Genomic DNA, 22716 nt, shown 5'->3' on the forward strand with positions numbered 1-22716 from the left:
AGTCTCTCCGCCGTTCCACGCCATCTCAATCGTGCTCTCCGTAGGTGACGCGGGGATCGATGTACGCGTAGGAGATGTCCGTGATGATGACGCCGACGACGAACATCGTCCCGATCACGATCGTGATCCCCATGATCAGTTGGTAGTCGAGGCTCTGGATCGCTTCCAGGAACAGCCGTCCAATGCCGTTGATGTTGAAGACGTACTCCGTGAGCACGGCACCGCCGAGCGCCGTCGAGAGATTGAGCCCGATGATCGTGATAATCGGGAGCTGAGCCACCTGGAAGGCGTGCTTCCGAAGGATCGTTCGCTCCGGAACCCCGTACGCTCGCGCGAGTTTGACGTACTCTCCCTGCAGCGACTCGATCATCTGCGTCCGCTCGACGCGCATCAGCGTCGCCATCTGAAGCGTGCCGAGTGCGATCATCGGCAACAGCAGATGTCGTATCGTCTGATACGCCAATTCGGGATAGCCGCTGTAGCCGTACTGGTCGGGACTGCGCCACGGATACACCAACCCGCTCGAGGGCAGCCAGCCGAGTTGGATCGCGAAGATCAGGATCAGCACGATGCCGATCCAGAACGAGGGCGTGCTCACGCCGATCAGTGCGACGATCCGGGAGACGTGATCCGTCGGCTCGTTTCGCCGCGTCGCCGCGATGATCCCGAGCGGAATCGCGGTCGCGAGGGCGAACGCGTACGCCGACAGAACCAGCATGAGCGTCGGTCCGGCCCGCTGGGCGAGCAGTGCCGTGACGGGCCGATCCCGGTGGATACTGTGGCCGAGATCGCCCTGCAGGACGTTGCCCATGTACGTCAGATACCGCTCGTGCAGCGGCCTGTGGAGGCCGTACTGGCGTTCGATGCGCGCGATAACCTCCTGATTAACCTCCTGGCCCTGCAACATGAGCCGCACCGGATCACCCGGGGCCAGATTTGCGAGGATAAACGTGATGACGGTGATCCCGATCAACACGGGAATCGCCTGTACCACGCGACCTGCCGTATAGCGAAGGAGTCCCATTTGTCGTGACGTGTTTCAGGTTTCAGTGTTCGGCCTTGCTCTCGCGACCCGCGAGTTCGCGCTCGTCGCCGAGCGCGTCAGTTGTCGGTCCAGACGTTTCCGTACTCGGAGACGACGCGCGGGTTCTGCTGGACCATCGGGTGTGCGTGCAGATCCTTGACGTAATCGCGCGAGGCCATGGTGTTGTGGAACGAGTACGCCGGCAGCGACGGCAGTTCCTCGAGGATCTCGACCATGACACCCTCGTAGAGGGCGTAGCGTTCCTCCTGATCGGCGAGTTCACGCGCCTCGGCGATGTCGTCGTGGAAGGAGTCGCTTCCCTCGTAGAAGTGCGCCTGGTTGATGCCCGTCTGGCTCTCGTGGTAGAGGTTGTACAGGTACGCGTCGGGATCCGGTCCGCCGGTCCAGCCGAGGAGGTACGCCTGGAAATCGTCCGGGCTCGGGTCCTCGTTGTAGACGGTCCGGTCGAGCAGCGTCCCGAAGTCGAGCGTTTCGGCTTGCGCGCCGTCGTACCCGATCTCGTTGAGTCGCGTGACGATCCGCTCCGCCAGATCGCCGCGGTGGTCTCCAGGCGCGACGATCGTCGGGCTCCAGTTGTCGTCTACCGCACCGTTGAGCAGTTCTTCGGCCTGATCCGGATCGTATCCCGGATAGTACTCTTCCTGCCAGTCGTCGAGCGGGAAGTCCCACTGCTCGTTGGTGATCGGCGGAATCGGTGCGGACAACGGCTGTGCCACGTTCGGCAGCCGCGATTCGACGAAATCCGTCATCGAAAAGGTGTGACAGATCCCCCGCCGCACGTCGGGGTCGCTCGTCGGCGCGTCGTCGCGACAGTTAAACGTCAGATGCATGTACGACGGGCTCTCGCTGATGTGGACGCGAATGCCGTCGTCGTCCTCGAGTTCAGTCCAGTCGTCGTTCGGCACGTCGGCGATCGCGTCCGTGTCGCCGGCCCGGATCTCGCCGATTCGGCTCGCCGCGTCGACGTTATCGACGAACGTGATCTCCTGGAGGTACGGCTGTGGCTCGTCCCAGTAGTCCTCGTTGCGCTCTAACGTGACGTACTCGTTGAACTCGAAGTCGCTGAAGACGAACGGCCCCGAACCGACCGGATCCGTGTTGAACGCTTCGCGGTCGGATTCGCTTTCGCGCTCGCTCTCGGGAACGACCGAGATCGCCATCGTCTGGAGCTCCCACGGCCCGTACGGGTAGGCGAGATCGACCTGCACCTGGTAGTCGTCGATCACCTCCGCGGAGTCGACCATTTCGTATTGGGCCAGGTTGACGCTGTCTTCTTCCTGGAAGGCCATGAACGAGTGCGCCACGTCGCTCGCGGTGAGTTCCTCGCCGTTGTGGAACTCGATGCCCTCGTTGATCTCGTAGAGGTAGCGCGTCCCGTCGCGCTCGACGTCGGGCATGTCCGCGGCGACTTTCGGCTCGAGTCCGAGTCCATCGTCCCACTCGTAGAGGCTGTCGAACACCAGATTCGAGACCTGGACGCTGTAGGCGTCGTTGGAGTGGATCGGATCGAAGTCCTCGTCCCGTTCCAGTTCCTGGGTATACTCGATCGTGCTCTCACGGGCGGCTTCCTCGTCGTCCGGCTCTTCCCGCTCGTAATCGTAGTCAGCGGGATCGATGAGTTCGTCTCCGTCGTCGTCATCGCCATCCCCCCCGATGCACCCTGCGAGTGCCACCGCTGATGCCGCCGTTCCCGATGCGAGAACTCGGCGCCGGGTGACATATGGTGACTTCCGTACCATCCTCTCGAGATACTCTGTCATCGACTCTTTGTTATCCTCACCCAAACCGGACGAATAATGACGATACTCTCGACGCGCGTGACGTAATGGGCTTTTACACGTCTTTTAATGCGCTCTGATAACCAGCATTGTCGTGCGTCGGATGAATGTGGACATCTCCGCCGCTCCTACGGACGCTTGTCCATTCGACCTGCGTTCATACTGTCGGATAGCGGTCAATACGAAGTTAGTCGCGAATTCGCGGCCGGTGAGCAAACCGTCGGTTTGCGATGCCCATTAGAGCGCGTGCGTTCTGCGGATGTTTCCACCGGCGACGGTCACAGCAGAGCGACCGCTCTCCACGCCGTTCTGTCCGACATTCTCAGCTGTGGCGATCGTTTGCAGCGGGCCCAGGTGACCGGTCGAACCATCCGATACAGAGCACCGAGACGGACAGTACAGGCCGGGCTCACCCGACAGACGGCACCGCTCAGTGCGGCGGGTTGTCGGTTCAGTTGGCAGGAACAGTGATCTTTTTCCATCGGCACATACAGTATCGCCGTATGAACTACCGAGCCGTCGACACCGCAGCCGAGTACGTCGCGCGCCTCGACACGGGCGCGGACTGGCGCGCCGAAATCGAGGCCCTCGCTGACGACGTCGAGGCCGACGCCGCCTGGTTTACCGCTCTCGGAGCCGTCCAAGACGCCGAGCTGTGGTTCTACGACCAGGACGAGCGTGAGTACTATCCGATCGAGTTCGACGAGCCGCTCGAAGTCGCGAGTTGCGTCGGCAACGTCTCCCTGCTGGACGACGAGCGATTCGCCCACACCCACGCCGTCCTCTCCGATCCCGACGGCACTACCTACGCCGGCCACCTGAACGAAGCCACCGTCTGGGCCGGCGAGGTCCACATGCGCGTTTTCGAGGACGAACTCGTCCGCGAGTACGACGACACTACCGAACTCGATCTCTGGCTCTGAAATGCGCGCGGAAGACGAACAGTACTTCGACCGACTCGAATCCCAGCTCGACGAGGCGTTCGACGTCGCCGAACGCGCCAAGCAACGCGGCGGCGATCCCGAACCCGAAGTCGAAATCCCGACCGCCAGAGACATGGCCGACCGCGTCGAGAACATCCTCGGCATCGACGGCGTCGCCGACCGCGTTCGCGAACTCGAAGGCGAGATGAGTCGCGAGGAAGCCGCACTCGAACTCGCGGAGGACTTCGCGGAGGGTCGCGTCGGCGACTACGAGACGAAAGCCGGCAAGATCGAGGGGGCGGTCCGGACGGCGGTCGCCCTGTTGACCGAGGGTGTCGTCGCGGCTCCGATCGAGGGCATTGACCGGGTCGAAATACTGTCGAACGACGACGGCACCGAGTTCGTCAACGTCTACTACGCCGGGCCGATCCGCTCGGCTGGCGGGACGGCACAGGCGCTTTCGGTGCTCGTCGCCGACTATACGCGCGCGCTCGTCGGCATCGACCAGTACGACACTCGCGAGGAGGAAGTCGAACGGTACGCCGAGGAGATCGCCCTCTACCACAAGGAGACCGGTCTGCAGTACTGCCCGAAGGACAAGGAGGCGAAATTCATCGCGAAGCACCTCCCGATTATGCTAGACGGGGAGGCGACGGGCGACGAGGAGGTCTCCGGCTTTCGCGATCTAGAGCGGGTCGATACCAACAGCGCCCGCGGGGGCATGTGTCTCGTGTTGGGTGAAGGGATCGCGCTCAAGGCACCANTCTCCGGCTTTCGCGATCTAGAGCGGGTCGATACCAACAGCGCCCGCGGGGGCATGTGTCTCGTGTTGGGTGAAGGGATCGCGCTCAAGGCACCGAAGATCCAGCGCTACACGCGAAACCTCGACGAAGTCGACTGGCCGTGGCTCCAGGATCTCATCGACGGCAACTACGCGGCTACAAGCGACGGTGCCGACGCGGACACCGAAGACGAACCCGACGATGAGGACGAGAGTGAGGGGGCTGACGGCGCGACGGACGACGAGCCCCCCGAAGACGACGAGGCCATCCCAGCGAACGCCGACGGGGACGAATCGGCTGGCGTGGACGGTCCAGCGGGCCCTCCGCGGGTCGGCGAATCGAAGAAGTTCCTTCGGGACCTGATCGCCGGCCGCCCCGTCTTCTCCCACCCCTGTGCGAAAGGCGGCTTTCGCCTTCGCTACGGCCGCTCGCGAAACCACGGCTTCGCGACCGCCGGCGTCCACCCCGCCGCGATGCACCTCGTCGACGACTTCCTCGCGACCGGGACACAGATCAAGACCGAACGGCCCGGCAAGGCCGCCGGCGTCGTCCCCGTCGACTCCATCGAAGGACCGACCGTCAAACTCGCGAACGGCGACGTCCGCCAGATCGACGATCCGACGGAGGCCAAGGAGATCAGAAACGGCGTCGAGAAGATCCTCGATCTCGGCGAATACCTCGTCAACTACGGCGAGTTCATCGAGAACAATCACCCGCTCGCACCCGCTTCCTACACGCCAGAGTGGTGGATTCAAGATCTCGAAGCCGCCGGCGCGGACGTACAGGCACTCGAGGACGACCCGCGGATCGATCTCGAGCACCCCGATCCCGAGGAGGCGCTCGCGTGGGCCGCCGACTTCGACGCGCCGTTACATCCCGAGTACACGTATCTCTGGCACGATCTCCCCGTCGCGGACTTCTGTACGCTCGCGGAAGCGGTGGCGGCGGGGCGAGTCGAGAGCGAGGACGATGCTGCGGCCGGCAGGAACGATAACAGCAACGACGCCGACACCGACGACACGCTCGTCCTCGAGTTCAGCGACGCCGTTTGCGACGCGCTCGAGACGATCGTCATCGAACACCGCCAGCGCGAGGACCTGATCGAGATCGACGACTGGCGGCCGCTCGCGCGCTCGCTCGGCTGTGAGATCCGTCGGACGGCAACCGACGGGGCCTCGCGGTCGGCGGCGAGCGGTGATGAGTCGGCCACCGATCCGACGGCGGCCGAGATGGACGTCGCGACCGCAATCGAACTCGAACGCACCTGGACCGAAACCGACCTTTCGGAGCGCGCACGAACCTGGAGCCACGAGGACGAACCCGACGGCGCGAACGCCATCGAGGCGGTCAACGAGGTCGCTCCCGTCGACATCCGCGAGCGCGCGCCGACCCGGATCGGCAACCGGATGGGCCGCCCGGAGAAGTCGGAGCGCCGAGACCTGAGCCCGCCGGTCCACACCCTGTTTCCGATCAGCGAGGCCGGCGGCGCACAGCGAAACGTCGCCGACGCGGCCAAACACGCCGAGACGATGTCGGATACGCCCGGCGTCGTCGAGCTTCGTATCGGCCGCCAGCAGTGTCCGAACTGCGGCACGGAGACGTTCAAGAACCGCTGTCCGGACTGTGAGACCCGGACCGAACCGGACTATCGCTGTCCGGACTGCGATCAATCTCTCGAGCCCGACGATGCAGGTCGCGTCGAGTGCGACCGCTGTGAGATCGATGGAACCTGCGTCGAACCCCGCGAGATCGATATCAACGACGAGTTCAGAAGCGCTCTCGAATCCGTCGGCGAGCGCGAGAACGCCTTCGAGATCCTCAAGGGCGTCAAGGGTCTGACCTCGTCGACCAAGATCCCCGAGCCGATCGAGAAGGGAATTCTCCGGGCCAAACACGACGTGTCGGCGTTCAAGGACGGCACCGTCCGCTACGACATGACCGACCTCCCGGTCACGTCCGTCCGCGCGAGCGAACTCGACATCGATGTCGGGCAACTGCAGGCGCTCGGGTACACGGAGGACGTCCACGGCGACCCGCTTACGCACGAGGACCAACTGGTCGAACTCAACGTCCAGGATATCGTCCTCTCGGACGGCGCGGCCGAGCACATGCTCAAGACCGCCGACTTCATCGACGACCTCCTCGAGCAATATTACGGCCTCGAGCCGTTCTACGAATTCGAGGACCGACAGGATCTCGTCGGCGAACTCGTCTTCGGCATGGCTCCCCACACGAGCGCGGCGACTATCGGGAGAGTGATTGGATTCACGAGCGCCGCGGTTGGATACGCACATCCGTACTTTCACGCCGCGAAAAGACGCAATTGTGACGGGGACGAGGACTGTGTCATGCTTCTCATGGACGGACTTCTTAACTTCAGTCGGAGTTTCCTTCCCGATAAGCGCGGCGGGCGCATGGACGCCCCCCTCGTCATGTCCTCGCGCATCGATCCCGCCGAGATCGACGACGAAGCCCACAACATGGACATCGTCTCGCAGTACCCCCGCGAGTTCTACCTCGCGACGCTGGAGCAGGCCGATCCCGAGTCGGTCGATATCCAGATCGGCGAGGACACGCTGGGGACTGACGGGGAGTACACCGGCTTCTCCCACACCCACGACACGTCGAACATCGCGATGGGGCCCGACCTCTCGGCGTACAAGACCCTGGGCTCGATGATGGACAAGATGGACGCTCAACTCGAACTCTCGCGAAAGCTCGAGGCAGTCGACGAGACCGACGTTGCAGAGCGGGTGATCGAGTATCACTTCCTGCCGGACCTGATCGGAAACCTGCGGGCGTTCTCCCGGCAGGAGACGCGCTGTCTCGACTGCGGCGAGAAGTTCCGCCGGATGCCCCTGACCGGCGACTGTCGCGAGTGCGGTGGGCGGGTCAACCTCACCGTCCACGAGGGCTCGGTTAACAAGTACATGCAGACGGCGATTCAGGTCGCAAAGGAGTACGACTGCCGCGATTACACGAAGCAGCGTCTAGAGGTCCTCGAGAAGTCACTCGAGAGTGTTTTCGAGAACGACAAGAACAAACAGTCGGGTATCGAGGACTTCATGTAGCCGGTCGCGAACCGCGCCTCTCAATCTCGGACTCGTGTTCCTCGAAATACCCGCTGTATTGCGGTAGTGTTTCACGATGTAGTGATCGCGCTGGAAGTCGACGAACAACGAGTGCTGGGCGCTCCGAGCGTACAGTTCGTCTCGCGGTCGTGTGCGACTGGCAATCCGAAACCGCGGCAGATAGTGGGAACTGAGTGAGGGGAGACAAAGACACGCTTCGCGGCGATCCCACACGAACCGGAGCGTGTGGGTCTTCACCCATGCGTAGAAGGACGTGTGCAGTTTGCTGAACGCGCGATGAACCCGCATAAGAAGGCGAATCGTAGTAGTCGATAGTAGCGTAGTTCGTTATTCGGAACGGGGTCTCAAACATCCGCTACGTACAGGTAGTACAGCATTGGACAGAGTTGCTTAACAGAGAGTGACAGAAACACTATAGCTAAATAGCGCGTATCGCCGAATATGGTCCCCAACGAAACAGCCGATGAACCCCCTTACCTCGGCAACGTCTTATTCCTCGTCGGTGCCTTCTTTATCGCTGGAATAGCAACGCTAACGGTCGTATCCATCGTAGGTATTGAGGGAATAGTCGCATACGCGATTGCAGCAGTGGCATTCGTCGCTGCATTCACCGGCCTGCTGCTGTTCTATAACTCCTATTACCTCGCCGATTGACGGCCGATAAGTCCCTTCTTCCCGAACCTCCGTTTTCGATTTTAGCACCGAGACTGCATACCGAAATCGCGCTACTACCTACTGCGATACTGAACGACCAAGCGATTACTTCTGACGTGCCTGTCTTCGGCCACCTATTTTTGTATCGCTATAATTGGTTTATGGAACATCTCCAATGAGACGAGTATCTCTCGAAAACCGGATATTCAGGACGTCTTCGTACGGAACTGGGTTTATACGCTTCCGAGTGGTAGCAACCCACATGAGTGAGGAACAACAAAATCCTCGGCTCGGCTTCGGCACCACCGTCTACAGCGAAGATGGGTCCCCCGTCGGTCGCATTCGCGGCTTCGACGAGGAGGGGTTCTACGTGACGATTCGAGACGGTATCGAGGGGATGAGCATTGAACACGTCCGCTCCGGCCACGAGTTCGGCGAGGCGCATCTGATGTGGCGCTGTCTCGAGTGCGGAGCGATGGACGAACTCGACAACGAACTTCCGGAGCGGTGTCCATCCTGTGGCACCGAGCGGGAGGACCTGTACTACTGGACCGAGGACTAAGACGAGCGTTTTTATCGCGTCTGGTGCGCTACAGCCCGGTATGGAGATCGTGGTCTTCGGAGCCGGGAGCCTCGGCAGTCTCGTCGGTGGACTCCTTGCACAGCCTGGCGCACACGAGGTGACGCTCGTTGCCCGCGACCCACACGCGAGTGCGGTACGGACGGCCGGCCTGCAACTCGCGGGCGAGTTCAGCGAGACGGTCGCTCCCGCGGCGGTAACGGACGGAACCGAACTCGCAGCTGAACTCGGGGTCGTGACGGTCAAATCCTTCGACACGGAAGCAGCCGCCGCTGCGCTCGCGACCGGTTCGTTCGATGCCGTGCTCTCGCTCCAAAACGGGATGGGAAACGAAGCGACGCTCGCAGGCCGGCTTGACGTTCCCGTCCTGGCCGGAACGGCAACCTACGGAGCGCTATTGCGCGAGCCCGGCGTCGTCGAGTGCACCGGACTGGGTGAGGTTACTCTCGGCCCGCGGTCCGGTGGGTCGACCCCACTTGCCGACCGCGTCGGCGAGGCATTCGCGCTGAGCCCGCTCGAAACGACCGTTGCGAGTGATATGCCGACTCGTCTCTGGCGGAAACTCGCTGTTAACGCCGGTATCAATCCGCTAACGGCGCTTACCGGAACGAAAAACGAGGCCGTTCTCGCCGATCCTGCTACTGAACTCGCCCGAACAGCCGCCCGGGAGACGGCTCGGGTCGCCCGGGCTGACGGCGTTTCCCTCTCGGACGAGACGGCCGTTAAGACGATGACCCGCGTGGCGCGACAGACCGCGCTGAACTCGTCTTCGATGGCTCAGGATGTCCGTGCGGGCCGGCGGACGGAGATCGACGCTATCAACGGCTATGTGGTCGAGCGCGCCGATGAACTGGGTGTGTCGGTACCGGCGAATCGGACACTCACTGCGTTACTCCGTACCTGGGAGCACGACTGTGGGTTTCGATAGAAGCGGAAGGAACGGTCGAATCAGCGGTCAACGGTCAGCACCGACGTATCCGGGTCGTACGCTGGGCGACACTGGGGGGCGCTGAGGGGCGCCGGTGACGCGATTAGAACGGCGCTTCGGGACCTTCGTCGGTCTCGCCGTCGTCGTCGACGGTTTCGCCGGGGAACGATGGGCTCATGCCACCGCCCATGTCGTCGCCGCCGCCCATTCCGGTCTGGGCGTTGACTTGCTCGATTTCGGGGATCTCTTTGACCATCCGGCTCTTGATCGCCTGGATCGTCATCGGCGAGATCCCGCAGCCACTGCAGGCACCGCCGAGGGCGATCGAGACTTCACCCGTTTCACGGTCGAGATCCTGAATCGCCGCACTCCCGCCGTGCATCTGGATCTGTGGGAAGTTCCGTCGCAGGAAGTTCGCGACGCGGTCTTCGAGGTCGTCTCCGCCTTGGGTTTCGGTACTCATATCTCGCCGTTAGGGCTGAGCCTCCCTAAACCTTCCGTCGGTCCCCTTCGTCGCGCCGCTCAGGCGAATCCGAAGACGCGTTCGAGTTCAGTTTCGATAGCGTCGACGTGGCTGTCTAGAACGTCTTCGAATCGGTCCTGTTCGACGATAGTGCCGGTAAGTCGGTTGTAGGGGTCGTCGGGGAGTTCGACGTGGAACTCGCCGTCGCCGTCGTAGAAGGGTTCGCTTTCGTTTAACACCTGTTGGTCGATTGCGTGGACGAGTTCGGAGTCGTAGCGGTCGTTCATCCGGTTGAACGCGTTCTTGTAGGCTTGTTGGAGTTCGGGGAAGTAGTTCGCGTACTTGTCCTCGAATTTTTCGGGATCGAACTCGGTGTTCGTGTCTGCCATATCGTATTCGAACGCGAGTGAGGACAAAAGTCGGACGGTTGGCCCGGCCGGTGTTCGTACCGGTCTGTATTGAAGTAGCCGCTCGTTTCGGCGACTGCCGATTCGTTGACATTGTAGGGGGTCCCTACAGATGGCGTGCGTACGCAAGCGGAACGCACACCTTCACCAGTAGCGATATTGTCAGCTATGCCACTCGATACCCACCCCATTCCCTGGGAGAAACTGCCGCCGGAGTGGGGGCCGACCGAGTACGACGACGGTCGGTTTGCGTACCATCATGATCGGTTCTCGATCGTGTTGGTGGCTAATCGGACGGAAGCGGCGAAGTCTCATCCTGGCTTTGGACTCTGCGGGTACTGGGAACTTCGCTACCGGTATCTGCTCGGCGACCGGGCGGTTTCCGAGGCGATCGCTCGCGTCTCGACCCGCAGTGCTGCAGTCAGCGGCTTGCTCAAGTGTATGAATCGGGTTCACGATTCGGTCGAGCGACCGACGGATCCGATCGAAGTGATGGAAACGCTGCGCGACATCTCGTTTTCGGATTTCGTCCCGGAGAACCGGTCTACGCCGGGCTGATTGTGCGCGACGGCTCGGTTGCCGTGTAATCGCCTATGAACGTTGCCCGTCTCGTATAATCGGGTGCTACATTAGCAATAAATCCCATGTTGCGATATAAAATGGGTGGTCTGTTCGGTCCCGCTCGTAACCGAGTGTTTAAGCTTCCATCGGCAGTACACGTGTGCATCCCCGGTCCCCATGACAGCGCCGATTCCCTTCACGATCGACTTTCACGTTCACTCGGACGACTCCTACGACGGCCACGAGCCGGTCGAACTCATTCTCGAACACGCTGCCGACATCGATCTCGACGGGGTCGTTATTACCGACCACGACGAAATCGGTGAATCGCGCCGCGCCGCTGCGCTTGCCCCCGAGTACGGGCTACTCGGGATTCCGGGCGTCGAGGTGTCGACGCGGCACGGCCATCTGCTCGCAATCGGCGTCGAGGAACGCCCCGACCCCGGCCAGCCGTTCATGGACACTGTCGCCGCCGTTCGAGAACTCGGCGGCATCGCGATCGTTCCGCATCCGTTCCAGCGAAGTCGCCACGGTGTTCGCAAACGCCGTATCCGGGATGCAGATGCGATCGAGACCTACAACTCGATGCTCTTTACCGGCTACCGGAATCGCCGCGCGCGGACGTTCGCTCGCCGGCGTGAGTACCCTGAAATCGGCGCAAGTGACGCACACTACCTGCCAAACGTCGGGAGGGCATACACCGAGGTACGCGTGACACCCGAAACGGACAACGGAACGCCGACAAAGGCCGATATTAACGGTGAGGACCTCGTCGAGGCCATTCTCGAGGGCCGGACGCAGATTCGAGGGAAGCGAACGCCGATCCACAAGAGTTCGGTGCAGTACGCCAAGGGAGCGGTTCGGAAGTCAGCGTTCGTGCTGACATCGCACGCGCCGCTCGTGCCGACGGTCCCGGCGTCGATGGAGCGGTCAGGATAGCTGGTCGCCGACGAGTTCGTCGGCGCGGTCGACGAACGCCTGTTCGTTGCCCTTCGGGACGGTTGCGCCGGCCGCCACGTTGTGGCCGCCGCCGTCGCCGCCGACGGCCCGCGCGGCTTCACCCATCACGACCGAGAGGTCGAGGCCCTGACGAACCAGACCGTGTGTGCCGCGAGCCGAGACTTTGACCTTCTGGTTTTGCTCGCGCCCTTCCGAATCGTTCTGATCTGGCGCATCCGGATCTGGCTCGTCGCGCTTGTCGGCGAAGGCGATGATCGGCTTCGAGCGGCTGATGCCTGCGTTGCCCATCGCCATCCCGGCGACGATGCCGACGATGGTCTCCCGGATGCGATCCTCCGCGTGGAACCACTGGACGTGCTCCGCGTGGGTGACGCCCTCCTCGGTGACGAGTTCGATGCCGTTCGAGAGGTTTCGTCGGTGATCTCGTAGGAGGGTGCGGGCTCGATCCAGGGCCTCGTCACGGTCGCCGAGACAGACGCCGAGGCCGACGTCGGCGCGGTCGTAGCGCGCGGTCGCGTTGAGCAGCGTCGAGAACTCGCTGGCGTCGCGGAGTTCGGTCCCGACGGGTTCCGCGCTGAGGACGTAGGCGGTGCCGACGAGTTGGTCGATCTTCGAGGCGGGGACGCCGCGGGAGACGGCGCGTTTGACGAGGGCGCTGGCGACGGTTTGCTTTTCGTCGCCGGAGAGTTCCGCCCAGCGCCGCCAGTTGCCGTCGCCGGTGCCGTCCCCGTCACCCGTCCGTTTCAACTCGAGATCGAGGTCGTCCAGAAACGAGAGCGCGCCGCGTTCGCTGCCCGAAATTCCGGGGATGCGGACGTCGGTGGCGTACTCGAGGAGTTTCGGGAGCGGGCGGGTCTGTTTGCCGTAGAGCGCGAGATCCGTGCTGGTTTCGATGACGCCGGCTTCGACGCCCTCGGCGACGATTTGCTCGTTCGCGCCGTGGAGTTCGCCGCCCGAGGCTTGCATGTCCCCGACCGCGCCGACGACGGCGAGGGCCGCGAGGTCGCGGTTGTCGGCGCGGGCGGCGGATCCGCCGCCGTCCGTCGTCATCGTCCGCTCCGCCGTCTGCCCCGAAACGTCCGCGAGTGCCCGTGAAAGTACGTAACTCGCGCCTGCGCCGGAGAGCTCCGACGCCCCGTCGATGCCGAACAGGAGCGGGTTGAGATGATAGTGCGTTTCGCTGTCGGCCGGCTGGTGGTGGTCCGCGATGACGGGCGTGAACGCGCCCTCGCCCTCGTGGACGGTGATTTCGTCGAGCTGGCCGCTCCCGAAGTCCGTAAAGAGGACGGTGTCGTACTCGGTCGCCGCGATTGCGGCGATCGCGTCCGCGTCGAGTTGTTTCTCGAAGACGGTTTCGAAGGGAATATCCGCGCGCTCGAGCGCCTGCGAGGCGATCGCGGCGCTCGTCAGTCCGTCGGCGTCGATGTGGGAGGCGAGCAGGACGCGCTCGGCGTCGGTGAGCCGCCGTGCGCACTCGGTCGCGCGTTCCGCGAGTTCGGGGATCGGGCCAGCCATCGGTCGAGTGTGGGTCGGCTTCGGGGATAAACGTGCGGTCCTCGGCTCGCAGCGGGGTCCGTATTCGTGTGCGTGTGCGCGTCCGATCGATCAGCGATTCCGTCCGGTCACGGCGTCGACCGTCTCGCGGGCCAGCGTCTCGAAAGTTGCCTCGCTCGCGACGAGATCGACGTCGAGTTCGTATTCGGCCGCTGTCGCGGCGGTCGGTTCGCCGATGACGCCGACGACGGCTTCGTCGAGTCCCGCGAGCGCCTCCTCGCGAACGCCCCGTTCCGCGGCGGCCTCGAGGAAGTGTGCGACGGTCAGCGACGAGGTGAAACAGGCCCCATCGAGTTCACCCGCGGCGGCCGCGGCGGTCGACGCGCCGCTGCCCTCGGGGCGGACCAACCGGTAGAGGACGGTTTCGTGGCAGTACGCGCCCGCGTTCTCGAAGCCCTCGAGCAACACGTCGCTGCCGTGGTCGCTGCGAGCGACCTCGACGCGCGCGCCGTCGATCTCCGCGGCGAGTTCGGCGACGAGGCCGCTCGAGGTGAACTTGTCGGGGACGCGATCCACCGCGTAGCCTGCCTCGCGGAGCGCGTCGGCCGTCGCGGAGCCGATCGCACAGACGGTCGCGTCGCCGGGGTCCCAGCCCGCGTCGGCGACGAGTTCGGCGCCGGTCTTGCTCGTGAGGACGGCGTAGTCGGCGTCGGTTCGCGGGACGGCGTCGGTCGGCTCGACGGCGAGCATCGGGTCCGGAAGCGGTCTGACGCCGAGGGATTCGAGGCGGTCGGTCGCCACCGCGAGACGCTCGTCGTCGGGGCGGAAGACGGCGACGGTGGGTGCCGCCGCTGTTTCGGCCGATTCGGCGTCGCTCATCGGTCTCCTCCGGCCCCGCCGTCGGCCGCCTCGCCGTACTCGTTCCGGATGAACTCGACGACCGGCTCGCGGGTACCCGCAACGTCGCCGATCACGGTCACGGCCGGCGGCGAGATGTCCTTCTCATCGCGCACGTCGACGATGGTTTCGAGCGTTCCCGTGGCGACGCGCTGGCCGGGCCAGGTGCCGCGTTCGACGAGCGCGACCGGCGTCTCGGGGGCCATGCCGGCCTCCCGAAGCGCGGCCGTGTAATCCGGCAGTCGACCGACGCCCATCAGGACGACGATGGTGCCGCCGGTCGCGGCCAGCGCGTCCCAGTCGACGGACGATTCGGCCTTCGTCGGGTCCTCGTGGCCGGTGACGAAGGAGACCGACGAGGCGTGGTCGCGGTGGGTGACCGGGATTCCGGCGACGGCGGGTGCCGCGATCGCGGACGTGACGGCGGGAACGACCTCGAACGGAATCTCGTGGGCCGCGAGGTGCTCGGCCTCCTCGCCGCCGCGGCCGAAGACGAACGAATCGCCGCCCTTGAGCCGCACGACGGACTTGCCCTCGCGGGCGAGTTCGACCAGTCGCTCGTTGATCTCCGACTGGGGCGTGCGCTCGCCGCCGGCGCGCTTGCCGACGTCCTCGCGGCGGTCCTCGGGGAGCATTTCGATGATCTCCGGCCCCGGGAGCTTGTCGTGGAGGACGACGTCCGCCGATTCGAGGAGGCGTTTTGCCTTGACCGTGAGCAGGTCGGGATCGCCGGGACCGCTGCCGACGAGGAAGACGGTGCCGGGTTCGAGTTCGAGTTCGGAGCCGGACTCGGATTCGGCCGTGCGCCCCATCTACTTCCCCTCCGGCTGGTCCTCCTGATTCGGTGCAGCGCCTCCGTCGGCGTCCTCGCGCGCCGTGTCGATCAACGCCGCGGCGCCCTGGTCGGCGAGTTCAGCGGCGAACTCGCGGGCCGCTTCGGCGTGGGTTTCGATCGGCAGGTCGCGGGTCGCCGTCACCGATTCCTCGCCGTCGCGGTCGAAGACGGTCACGCTCGTGTGGACGAACTCGCCCTGGACGATCGCGTAGATGCCGATCGGGGCGATGCAGCCGCCGCCGAGTTCGGCGAGGATGGTTCGCTCGACGGTCGTTTCGACGCGGCTGCGCGGGTGGTCGATCGCGGATTGGATCTCGCGTGCGGTTTCGCCGTCGGTCGCGGTGACGGCGAGTGCGCCCTGTCCCGGTGCGGGGACGAACGTCGTTGTCGGAAGTTCCTGGGTGTCGACGTAGTGGGTGAGGCCGCTGCGTTCGAGGCCGGCCTGTGCGAGGACGATGGCGTCGTACTCGGTGTCGACCTCGCGGCCGAGGGCCTGCTTTTCGAGTTCGGAGAGGTCGTCGAACCACTCGTCGACGGTGCGGTCGTACTCGGGCTCGAAGTCCTCGTTACCCGTATTTCCTTTCCGTTCTTTGTCGGCCTCGCTGCGTTCCTGGTGTTCGGCCTGCAGCGCGGGTGCGAGGAGTTTCTCGAGGCGAGTGTCGACGTTGCCGCGGAGCGGTTCGACGGTGAGGTCCGGCCGTTCGGACAGGAGTTGTGCGCGCCGGCGGAGACTCGAGGTACCGACGGTCGCGCCGTCCGGAAGGTCCGCGAGTGGCGATCCGTCGGGCGTGACGAGGAGGTCGCCCGGGCGGCCCCGCTCGGGGATGGCGGCGGTGACGAGTTCGTCGGGCTGTTCGGTCGGCATGTCCTTCATCGAGTGGACCGCGCCGTCGAGGTCGCCGTCGAGGACCCGCTCGTCGAGTTCGCGGACGAAGGCACCGGTCTTGCCGAGGCGGTGAATGAGTTCGTCTCGGATCTGGTCGCCGGTCGTTTCGACGGTCACGAGTTCGACCTCGTACCGGCGGTTCTCGAGGGCTTCTTTCACGAGTGCGGCCTGGCGGCGGGCGAGGGCCGATCCCCGTGTCGCCAGTCGCAACGTCCCACGCGTTCTCATAAAGAGTAGTCCTCGCCTGAGGTATGAAAAGCGCACGCTTGTCCGACGCTGGCCACACTGTCCGGTCCCGGGCCGCCATAGGGGCTGACTGAATCGTCACGAATGTCGTGGGTAGTCGTAGAAGCCGGCCACAGCGGCCGACAACGGGCGAATTGTCCGGGTTCGAGTAACATGTTCGGGGCGCCACTTATGATCAACCGGCGATAATATCGATCCAGATGACAGAGACGCTCTATACGCGCCTCGGCGGCGAGGACGCGCTGACCGTCGTCGTCGACCGCTTTTACGATCGCGTTCTCGCCGACGAGCGCCTCGCCCCCTTCTTCGAGGACGTCGACATGCAACAACAGCGCGCCCATCAAGCGCAGTTCCTCAGCGCGGTCACGGGCGGCCCGGTCGAGTACACGGGCGCGGATATGGCGTCCGTGCACGCCGATCTCGACGTCGGTCGGGCCGACTTCGACGCCATCGCGACGCACCTGGACGACACGCTGGCCGAGTTCGACGTCGACGAAGCCGACCGGGAGGCCGTCCTCGCGGAGTTCGGCAGTTACGAGGACGCGATCGTCACGGCCGATTGAATCGTCTTCGCGTCCTGGCCGATTGCTCTGGCGGGGGTGTGGGTGTACCTTCTCACTCGCTCACTACCGTTCGGCGCTTGTACAGATAGTACCCCGCAAGGAGCGGTTGCAGCGGCGCGACGGGGAGACTCAGAAACGCGAGCCCCAGGTAGACCCCGGGGTTCGGCCGCCACGAGTTCGGCTGCGTGCAGACGTACGCCGCATCCCGGTGGATCGCGACCGGGAACGAGCCGACGACGACCGTGCTCGCCAGCCCGATCGCAGCCGTGATCAGCCCTGGAATCACGAGAACGTACGCGATGGCTGCGACGGCTGCACCGAGGAGCGTCGCCACCAGCGAGCCCAGAACGAGGAGCCACCAGCCGGACCACCCCGGCGGCGTCCCGAAGTATCTGTGTCGCCGGGCCAGATAGACCACGCCCGCGACGGGGGCCCAGACGAGCGCGAAGAGCCCGTTGAGCCAGGGCCGGGGCCGCCAGTTGCCGCTCGCTTTCGGCCGCCGCCGAACGCGGCTCGCATCACAGACGATCGCGACCGTGATCCCGATCGTGAGGACCGTATAGCCGCCCGTTCCGAGCAGGAGCAGCACCTGATCGAGGCCGGGAACGCCGACTTCGAGTTCCCGTAGCACGCCGACGATACCGACCCCGGCGACGGGGGGGACGAGATACAGGAGGTGCTCCAAGATGCGCGCCCAGTCGCGGTCGGCTCGGGTCGTCGACACCTGCGGTATCGAACCACGCCCCGCCTCATAACAGTTCGTCGTCGCGTCGCCGCGATCGACTTACAGCGCGTCCTTATACGCTTCGAGCGTGTCCTCGACGTCCGCTTCGATGTGTCCGTAGCTGACGAACTGACACTCGAACTGGTTCTGCGAGAGGAACACGCCCTGCTCTTTCATCTGCCCCCAGAAGATGCGCCGCCAGCGGTCGCTTTCGGCGGCTTTCACGTCGCCCGCGTCCTTCGGACTGAACTCGTAGCGCGGGCAGTCGGGGTCCTGTCGGGAGCCGGCCGGACACTGGCCGTCGAGTTCGTCGCGCCCCGGCCCCTCGCGGGTGAATATCACCTTGAACATGCTGTCCGTCCCGGTGACGGTGTAACTCGGGGCCTGGTCGGCGACGATGTCGGTGAGGCCGCTGCGAAGCTGTTCGCCCAGGTCGTTGACGTGCGCGTACACGTCGTTTTCGGCGGCGAACTGCAGCGTCTCGAGGCCGGCGGCCATCGTGACGGGGTGGCCGGAGAAGGTGCCGGCCTGGAAGACGTCGCCGGCGGGCGTGAAGTGCTCGATAATCTCGGCGCGGCCGCCGATCGCGCCGACCGGGAAGCCGCCGCCGATGATCTTCCCGAAGGTGGTGAGATCGGGCGTGACGCCGAACTCACTCTGGGCACAGCCGAGGCCGCCGACGCGGAAGCCGGTGATGACTTCGTCGAAGATGTGTAAGGCACCGTACTCGGTCGTGATCTCGCGGACGAACTCGTGGTAGCCGTCTTCGGGGTAGACGATGCCGTGGTTGCCGAGGATCGGCTCCGTGAGAACGGCCGCGATGTCCTCGCCGTGTTTCTCGAAGACCTCGCGCATCGCGTCCTCGTCGTTGAACGGCACCGGGAGGGTGTGCTCGGCGAAGGCCTGCGGAATCCCCGCCGAGGAGGGCGTTGGGCTCTCGGCGTCGCCCTCGACCAGCGTCGACTCCTGGGCCCCGTGGTAGCCGCCCTGCATGACGACGATCTTGTTCCGGCCCGTATAGCCGCGCGCGAGTCGGACCGCGGAGGTCGTCGCCTCGGTTCCCGAGTTCACGAAGCGGATCTTTTCGACGCTCGGGACGTGGCGGACGACGAACTCGGCGAGGTCGACCTCGATTTCGGTGGGGGTGCCGTACATCGGTCCTTCGCTGGCTTTCTGCTGGATGCCGGCCTGGACGGATTCGGGGAGGTTGTGGCCGAGCAGCAGCGGGCCGAGGCCCATGACCCAGTCGATGTAGCGGTTGCCGTCGGCGTCGATGACGTGGCCGCGGTCGCCTTTCTGGACGAAGAACGGATAGGGTTCGATCGCCGCACGAACGGCGGAGTTCACGCCGCCGGGCATCACGGAGAGCGCCCGGTCGTACAGCGCACGCGAGTTGTCGTCGGTCATGCGCGGGCCTAGGTAACGGAACGGCAAAGTAGTACCGAGGTTCGACTGACGGCCTCCGATTACGACGCCGTTGAACGATTGGTGAACGAAAACAGGCACCCCCGTGATATCCTGGTCCCCGTGACATCCTGCCATCCGGAGACTGGCTGTCCGGTAGCCGGCGTGGGTCCGTCCCTCCCCCGAGTTCAGACCCACGTCGTGTCGGTTGTCGGTTCAGACGGCGTCCGAACCGGTCTTTCCGGTGCGGATCTGGTAGGCGCTCTCGACGGGCGTCACGAAGATTTTCCCGTCACCGGGTTCGCCGGTGTGTGCGCCCTCGCTAATTGCGTCGATAACGTCGTCGGCGGGGATGTCGGCGACGACGCACTCGATTTTGACCTTCTGGTGGAGGTCGACCGTGTACTCCTCGCCGCGCCACTGGCCCTTCTTTGCGGGCTGGGAGCCGCGACCGGAGACGTTGGTGACGGTCAGCGACGGTGCGCCCGCTTCGGCGAGCGCCTGTTTGACCTTGCCGAGGCGGTCGGGGCGGATGATCGCGGTGACCATCTTGATCTCGCCACCGTTTGGCTTGCCCCCGTCGGTCCGGATTTCTGGCTCAGCGTCGCCTGCACGCGCTGGGCTGCCGCCGTCGGTTCGAACGTCCGAGACGGTTCCGCTGCCGTCGGTGGCCACGTCCGGCTGGCCGAACTCGGGGTAGGTGTCGACGCCGTGTTCGGAGACGTCGAGGCCGTCGCGTTCGTGTTCGGGCGTGACGCGGGCCTGTCCGGCGGCTTTGAACACGAACCAGATCGCAGCGGTCGCGGCGACCGTCCAGACGGCGATGACGGCGACGCCGGCGAACTGAGCGATGAACGCCTCGGTGCGGGTCGCACCGAGATCCGCCATGTATCCCGACGTTGCGACGAGCGGGAACAGCAGCGTGCCGAGGACGCCCGCGGAGCCGTGGACGGGGAAGACCGCACAGACGTCGTCGATCTTCAGGTAGTTTTCGACGAATCCGAAGACGAGCGGGAGTTGCGCCCCGGCGAGACCGCCGACGAGAAACGCACCCCACCAGGTCGAGGCGTCCGGAATCGCGGTGATCCCGACCAGCCCGGCGAGCAGTCCGTTCGCGACGTATAGCGTGTCGACCTTCCCCGTCTTGAGCCACGCGACGAGTCCCGCACCCATCGCACCGCAGGCCATCGCGATCGTCGTCGTCATGGCGACGCGACCGAGCTGCTCGCCGAGGAACGCGCCCTCCTCGGAGAAGATCGCCGACGTCCCGACGTTGAAGCCGTACCAGCCGAAGGCGAGGATCAACGTTCCGAGGACGGCGAACGTGAGCGAGTGACCGGGAATGACGTTCGCGGTGCCGTCACTGTTGTACCGGTCCATGCGCGGACCGAGGATCCACGCGGCGGTGAGGCCGGCGATACCGCCCATGCCGTGGACGATCATCCCGCCCGCGAAGTCCGAGAACGGCGTGCCCGTGAGCGTCTCGATGTACCCGCCGGCCCAGGTGATCCCGGTGACGACCGGATAGATGACTGCGGCCAGCAGGAACGTGTAGGTGACGTACGCGCGGAGCTTCGCACGGCCGGCGACGGCTCCCGAGACGATGGTCGCCGCCGTCATCGCGAAGACGGCGCCGTACAGCCAGTCGATCCACCCCGTCCCATCACCCGTGAACGCGGGCTCGAACCCCGCGCCGGCGACCGCGCTTTCGACGCCGATACCGACGAGGAAGAACACCGTTACGCCGACGCTCCAGGTCAGCAAGTTCTTCGTCAGCTGGTTTGCAACGTTCTTCGAGCGCACCTGCCCTGCCTCGAGCATGGCGAAGCCGGCGTGCATGAAGAAGATCAGGAACGTGACGACGAGAATCCACGTGTAATTGATCGCCTCCATCAACGCATCGGGCTCGGTTTGGAGCACCATCGACTCCATCATCCGCTCACCTCCGTCCACGCACTACCGTTCCGTATTTGTAGACATATGTCCACGTCCCATCCAATCAACTTCGTGGTTATGTTCTGAATCACGTCTATCCTCGATGGACTAGCTATATATAAGGATTAGCGTTGATGTTCGTCTAAAAATCGGCGGATAATAGGGGCAGCCGAACAAATCTAAAGGTGGTTTAATGTGTATAAGGGTATTGGATTTTGTGTCTTTTTCGTCTCGCGGGTATCTATCCGGCGTTCGTGAACTCGAACTAACGGCGATCTGTCGCGTATCGTACCGAGATGACGACAAATTGTGTCACGACACCGCACGCGCGGCAGATGTTGCCACCCGTTCGGCAGATGGAGACATCGGTTGGACGTTCGTCCGAATGGTGGTGTCTCACACTGGGTTTGCCGTAGATGCCCACGTGTTACCGATCGAGTATCGGATCCAAATCCGACGATACGTTCGCAGTCGGTGGGGCAATGCCCCCGAAATGGACCTCCGTTCAACGCAGTTGTTCGGCGATGTCCTCGGCGAAGTACGTCAGAATCAGATCCGCTCCGGCCCGCTTGATCGACAGCAGCGATTCGTGGGCGGCCGCTTCGAGATCGAGCCACCCCTTCTCCGCCGCGGCGTGGAGCATCGCGTACTCCCCGGAGACGTTGTAGGCGGCGACCGGCTGCTCGAACTCGCGGCGAACGTCGGCCACGATGTCGAGGTACGGAAGCGCGGGTTTGACCAGTAGTACGTCCGCGCCCTGCTCGACATCGAGGCGGACCTCGCGCATGGCCTCGCGGGCGTTGGCGGGGTCCATCTGGTAGTGGCGGCGGTCGCCAAAGGCGGGTGCCCCGTCGGCGGCGTCCCGAAACGGGCCGTAGAAGGCGCTCTCGTACTTCGCGGCGTAACTCATGATCGGCACGTCGTCGAACCCCTCGCCGTTGAGTTCGTCTCGAATCGCGCCCACCATACCGTCGGTCATGCTACTCGGCGCGACCATGTCCGCGCCGGCCGCGGCGTGAGAGACGGCCGTCCGTCGGAGCGAGTCGAGCGTCGCGTCGTTGTCGACGGTCAACGACGGATCCTCGCGCGATCCAGTCTCGGTCTCGCGGATACCGGGTTCGAGCGTTCCGCAGTGGCCGTGCTCGGTGTACTCGCACAGACACACGTCGGTGATGACGTAGGCGTCCGTCTCGGCGGTAATCCGTCGCGTCGCCTCCTGGACCACGCCGTCTTCGGCCCAGGCCCGCGTCCCCTTCGCATCCTTCGATTCCGGAATCCCGAACAGCATCACCGCTTCGACGCCGGTTTCGAGCACCTCCTCGACGCGAGCGACGCTGTCCTCGATCGGCACGCGCTCGTGGCCCGGCATCGACTCGATCGGCTGGCGCTCCGCCGTCGTCGCATCGACGAACACCGGCGCGATGAGATCCGTCGGCTCGAGGCTCGTCTCGCTGACGAGCCCGCGGATCCGGTCCTGCCGGAGCCGCCGCGGGCGATGTGTGAGATCCATACTGGCGTTACTGACGGCATACGCAAAAGCGGTGCGTTCGCGGTCCGTC

General features: G+C 64.4%; 20 protein-coding genes. 8 read left to right on the forward strand and 12 right to left on the reverse strand.

The window, feature by feature from the left end; translation table 11 throughout:
• Window positions 1–25 precede the first annotated feature (25 nt).
• Both C481_RS18640 and C481_RS18645 read right to left on the reverse strand, forming a co-directional pair.
• Window positions 26–1024, reverse strand: coding sequence for an ABC transporter permease (locus C481_RS18640; RefSeq protein WP_006110885.1), 999 nt, complete (start codon window positions 1022–1024; stop codon window positions 26–28).
• Window positions 1025–1101: 77 nt separating this feature from the next.
• Window positions 1102–2718, reverse strand: a complete 1617-nt coding sequence (locus tag C481_RS18645; protein ID WP_006110886.1) for an ABC transporter substrate-binding protein — start codon at window positions 2716–2718, stop codon at window positions 1102–1104.
• A 608-nt stretch (window positions 2719–3326) separates the two neighbouring features.
• Here C481_RS18645 and C481_RS18650 point away from each other — a divergent pair.
• From C481_RS18650 to C481_RS18670, 5 genes are all read left to right on the forward strand, one after another.
• Window positions 3327–3746, forward strand: a complete 420-nt coding sequence (locus C481_RS18650; protein WP_006110887.1) for a PPC domain-containing DNA-binding protein — start codon at window positions 3327–3329, stop codon at window positions 3744–3746.
• A 1-nt stretch (window position 3747) separates the two neighbouring features.
• Entirely contained in the window at window positions 3748–7599 is a 3852-nt protein-coding gene (locus tag C481_RS18655) for a DNA polymerase II large subunit (RefSeq protein WP_006110888.1), read from the forward strand.
• Between the two features lie 462 nt (window positions 7600–8061).
• Window positions 8062–8274 (forward strand): hypothetical protein, encoded by a 213-nt coding sequence (locus C481_RS18660; RefSeq protein WP_006110889.1) that lies wholly within the window; start codon window positions 8062–8064, stop codon window positions 8272–8274.
• A 262-nt stretch (window positions 8275–8536) separates the two neighbouring features.
• Window positions 8537–8836, forward strand: a complete 300-nt coding sequence (locus C481_RS18665) for a DUF7130 family rubredoxin-like protein (RefSeq protein ID WP_006110890.1) — start codon at window positions 8537–8539, stop codon at window positions 8834–8836.
• A 40-nt stretch (window positions 8837–8876) separates the two neighbouring features.
• A complete protein-coding gene (locus C481_RS18670) occupies window positions 8877–9782 on the forward strand; it encodes a ketopantoate reductase family protein (RefSeq protein ID WP_006110891.1) in 906 nt (301 codons plus the stop codon).
• Window positions 9783–9885: 103 nt separating this feature from the next.
• Here the strand turns inward: C481_RS18670 and C481_RS18675 are convergent, their stop codons facing one another.
• A complete protein-coding gene (locus tag C481_RS18675) occupies window positions 9886–10245 on the reverse strand; it encodes a NifU family protein (RefSeq protein WP_006110892.1) in 360 nt (119 codons plus the stop codon).
• A 59-nt stretch (window positions 10246–10304) separates the two neighbouring features.
• Window positions 10305–10634 carry a DUF5783 family protein gene (locus tag C481_RS18680; RefSeq protein ID WP_006110893.1) on the reverse strand — a complete coding sequence of 110 codons (330 nt, stop codon included), beginning with the start codon at window positions 10632–10634 and terminating at the stop codon, window positions 10305–10307.
• A 186-nt stretch (window positions 10635–10820) separates the two neighbouring features.
• Between C481_RS18680 and C481_RS18685 the strand changes: the two genes are divergently transcribed.
• Entirely contained in the window at window positions 10821–11210 is a 390-nt protein-coding gene (locus tag C481_RS18685; RefSeq protein WP_006110894.1) for a hypothetical protein, read from the forward strand.
• 180 nt (window positions 11211–11390) lie between these two features.
• Window positions 11391–12152, forward strand: a complete 762-nt coding sequence (locus tag C481_RS18690) for a PHP-associated domain-containing protein (RefSeq protein WP_006110895.1) — start codon at window positions 11391–11393, stop codon at window positions 12150–12152.
• Here C481_RS18690 and C481_RS18695 read toward each other — a convergent pair.
• From C481_RS18695 to hemC, 4 genes are all read right to left on the reverse strand, one after another.
• The gene (locus C481_RS18695) at window positions 12144–13688 is read right to left on the reverse strand and encodes a DHH family phosphoesterase (protein WP_006110896.1); all 1545 of its coding nucleotides are present in this window, start codon (window positions 13686–13688) and stop codon (window positions 12144–12146) included. The genes C481_RS18690 and C481_RS18695 overlap by 9 nt on opposite strands.
• A 90-nt stretch (window positions 13689–13778) precedes the next feature.
• Window positions 13779–14546, reverse strand: coding sequence for a uroporphyrinogen-III synthase (locus C481_RS18700; RefSeq protein WP_006110897.1), 768 nt, complete (start codon window positions 14544–14546; stop codon window positions 13779–13781).
• Complete coding sequence (gene cobA, locus C481_RS18705) at window positions 14543–15376, reverse strand: uroporphyrinogen-III C-methyltransferase (RefSeq protein WP_006110898.1); 834 nt, start codon at window positions 15374–15376, stop codon at window positions 14543–14545. The genes C481_RS18700 and cobA overlap by 4 nt, the downstream gene beginning before the upstream one ends.
• The gene (gene hemC / locus C481_RS18710) at window positions 15377–16513 is read right to left on the reverse strand and encodes a hydroxymethylbilane synthase (RefSeq protein WP_006110899.1); all 1137 of its coding nucleotides are present in this window, start codon (window positions 16511–16513) and stop codon (window positions 15377–15379) included.
• A gap of 218 nt (window positions 16514–16731) precedes the next feature.
• Here hemC and C481_RS18715 point away from each other — a divergent pair, with 218 nt between their 5' ends.
• Window positions 16732–17094, forward strand: a complete 363-nt coding sequence (locus tag C481_RS18715; RefSeq protein WP_006110900.1) for a group I truncated hemoglobin — start codon at window positions 16732–16734, stop codon at window positions 17092–17094.
• A gap of 52 nt (window positions 17095–17146) precedes the next feature.
• On the opposite strand, the gene C481_RS18720 is transcribed toward C481_RS18715, so the two are convergent.
• The 4 genes from C481_RS18720 to hemB form a co-directional block, all read right to left on the reverse strand.
• Window positions 17147–17818 (reverse strand): hypothetical protein, encoded by a 672-nt coding sequence (locus tag C481_RS18720; RefSeq protein WP_006110901.1) that lies wholly within the window; start codon window positions 17816–17818, stop codon window positions 17147–17149.
• Between the two features lie 60 nt (window positions 17819–17878).
• Window positions 17879–19225, reverse strand: coding sequence for a glutamate-1-semialdehyde 2,1-aminomutase (hemL, locus tag C481_RS18725; RefSeq protein WP_006110902.1), 1347 nt, complete (start codon window positions 19223–19225; stop codon window positions 17879–17881).
• Between the two features lie 213 nt (window positions 19226–19438).
• Complete coding sequence (locus tag C481_RS18730) at window positions 19439–21154, reverse strand: ammonium transporter (protein WP_006110903.1); 1716 nt, start codon at window positions 21152–21154, stop codon at window positions 19439–19441.
• 508 nt (window positions 21155–21662) lie between these two features.
• The gene (hemB, locus tag C481_RS18735) at window positions 21663–22667 is read right to left on the reverse strand and encodes a porphobilinogen synthase (protein ID WP_006110904.1); all 1005 of its coding nucleotides are present in this window, start codon (window positions 22665–22667) and stop codon (window positions 21663–21665) included.
• Window positions 22668–22716: the final 49 nt, after the last annotated feature.

Source organism: Natrialba asiatica DSM 12278 (genome assembly GCF_000337555.1).
GTDB classification, from domain to species: Archaea; Halobacteriota; Halobacteria; order Halobacteriales; family Natrialbaceae; genus Natrialba; species Natrialba asiatica.

What these genes read in the sequence shown, in the direction of transcription:
- C481_RS18700 (WP_006110897.1), bottom strand. Translation starts at nt 14,546, where the DNA reads ATGAGCGACGCCGAATCGGCCGAAACAGCGGCGGCACCCACCGTCGCC.
- hemB (WP_006110904.1), bottom strand. Translation starts at nt 22,667, where the DNA reads ATGGATCTCACACATCGCCCGCGGCGGCTCCGGCAGGACCGGATCCGC.
- C481_RS18690 (WP_006110895.1), top strand. Translation starts at nt 11,391, where the DNA reads ATGACAGCGCCGATTCCCTTCACGATCGACTTTCACGTTCACTCGGAC.
- hemC (WP_006110899.1), bottom strand. Translation starts at nt 16,513, where the DNA reads ATGAGAACGCGTGGGACGTTGCGACTGGCGACACGGGGATCGGCCCTC.
- C481_RS18695 (WP_006110896.1), bottom strand. Translation starts at nt 13,688, where the DNA reads ATGGCTGGCCCGATCCCCGAACTCGCGGAACGCGCGACCGAGTGCGCA.
- C481_RS18660 (WP_006110889.1), top strand. Translation starts at nt 8,062, where the DNA reads ATGGTCCCCAACGAAACAGCCGATGAACCCCCTTACCTCGGCAACGTC.
- C481_RS18730 (WP_006110903.1), bottom strand. Translation starts at nt 21,154, where the DNA reads ATGGAGTCGATGGTGCTCCAAACCGAGCCCGATGCGTTGATGGAGGCG.
- C481_RS18665 (WP_006110890.1), top strand. Translation starts at nt 8,537, where the DNA reads ATGAGTGAGGAACAACAAAATCCTCGGCTCGGCTTCGGCACCACCGTC.
- C481_RS18680 (WP_006110893.1), bottom strand. Translation starts at nt 10,634, where the DNA reads ATGGCAGACACGAACACCGAGTTCGATCCCGAAAAATTCGAGGACAAG.
- hemL (WP_006110902.1), bottom strand. Translation starts at nt 19,225, where the DNA reads ATGACCGACGACAACTCGCGTGCGCTGTACGACCGGGCGCTCTCCGTG.
- C481_RS18650 (WP_006110887.1), top strand. Translation starts at nt 3,327, where the DNA reads ATGAACTACCGAGCCGTCGACACCGCAGCCGAGTACGTCGCGCGCCTC.
- C481_RS18640 (WP_006110885.1), bottom strand. Translation starts at nt 1,024, where the DNA reads ATGGGACTCCTTCGCTATACGGCAGGTCGCGTGGTACAGGCGATTCCC.
- C481_RS18670 (WP_006110891.1), top strand. Translation starts at nt 8,877, where the DNA reads ATGGAGATCGTGGTCTTCGGAGCCGGGAGCCTCGGCAGTCTCGTCGGT.
- cobA (WP_006110898.1), bottom strand. Translation starts at nt 15,376, where the DNA reads ATGGGGCGCACGGCCGAATCCGAGTCCGGCTCCGAACTCGAACTCGAA.
- C481_RS18675 (WP_006110892.1), bottom strand. Translation starts at nt 10,245, where the DNA reads ATGAGTACCGAAACCCAAGGCGGAGACGACCTCGAAGACCGCGTCGCG.
- C481_RS18685 (WP_006110894.1), top strand. Translation starts at nt 10,821, where the DNA reads ATGCCACTCGATACCCACCCCATTCCCTGGGAGAAACTGCCGCCGGAG.
- C481_RS18715 (WP_006110900.1), top strand. Translation starts at nt 16,732, where the DNA reads ATGACAGAGACGCTCTATACGCGCCTCGGCGGCGAGGACGCGCTGACC.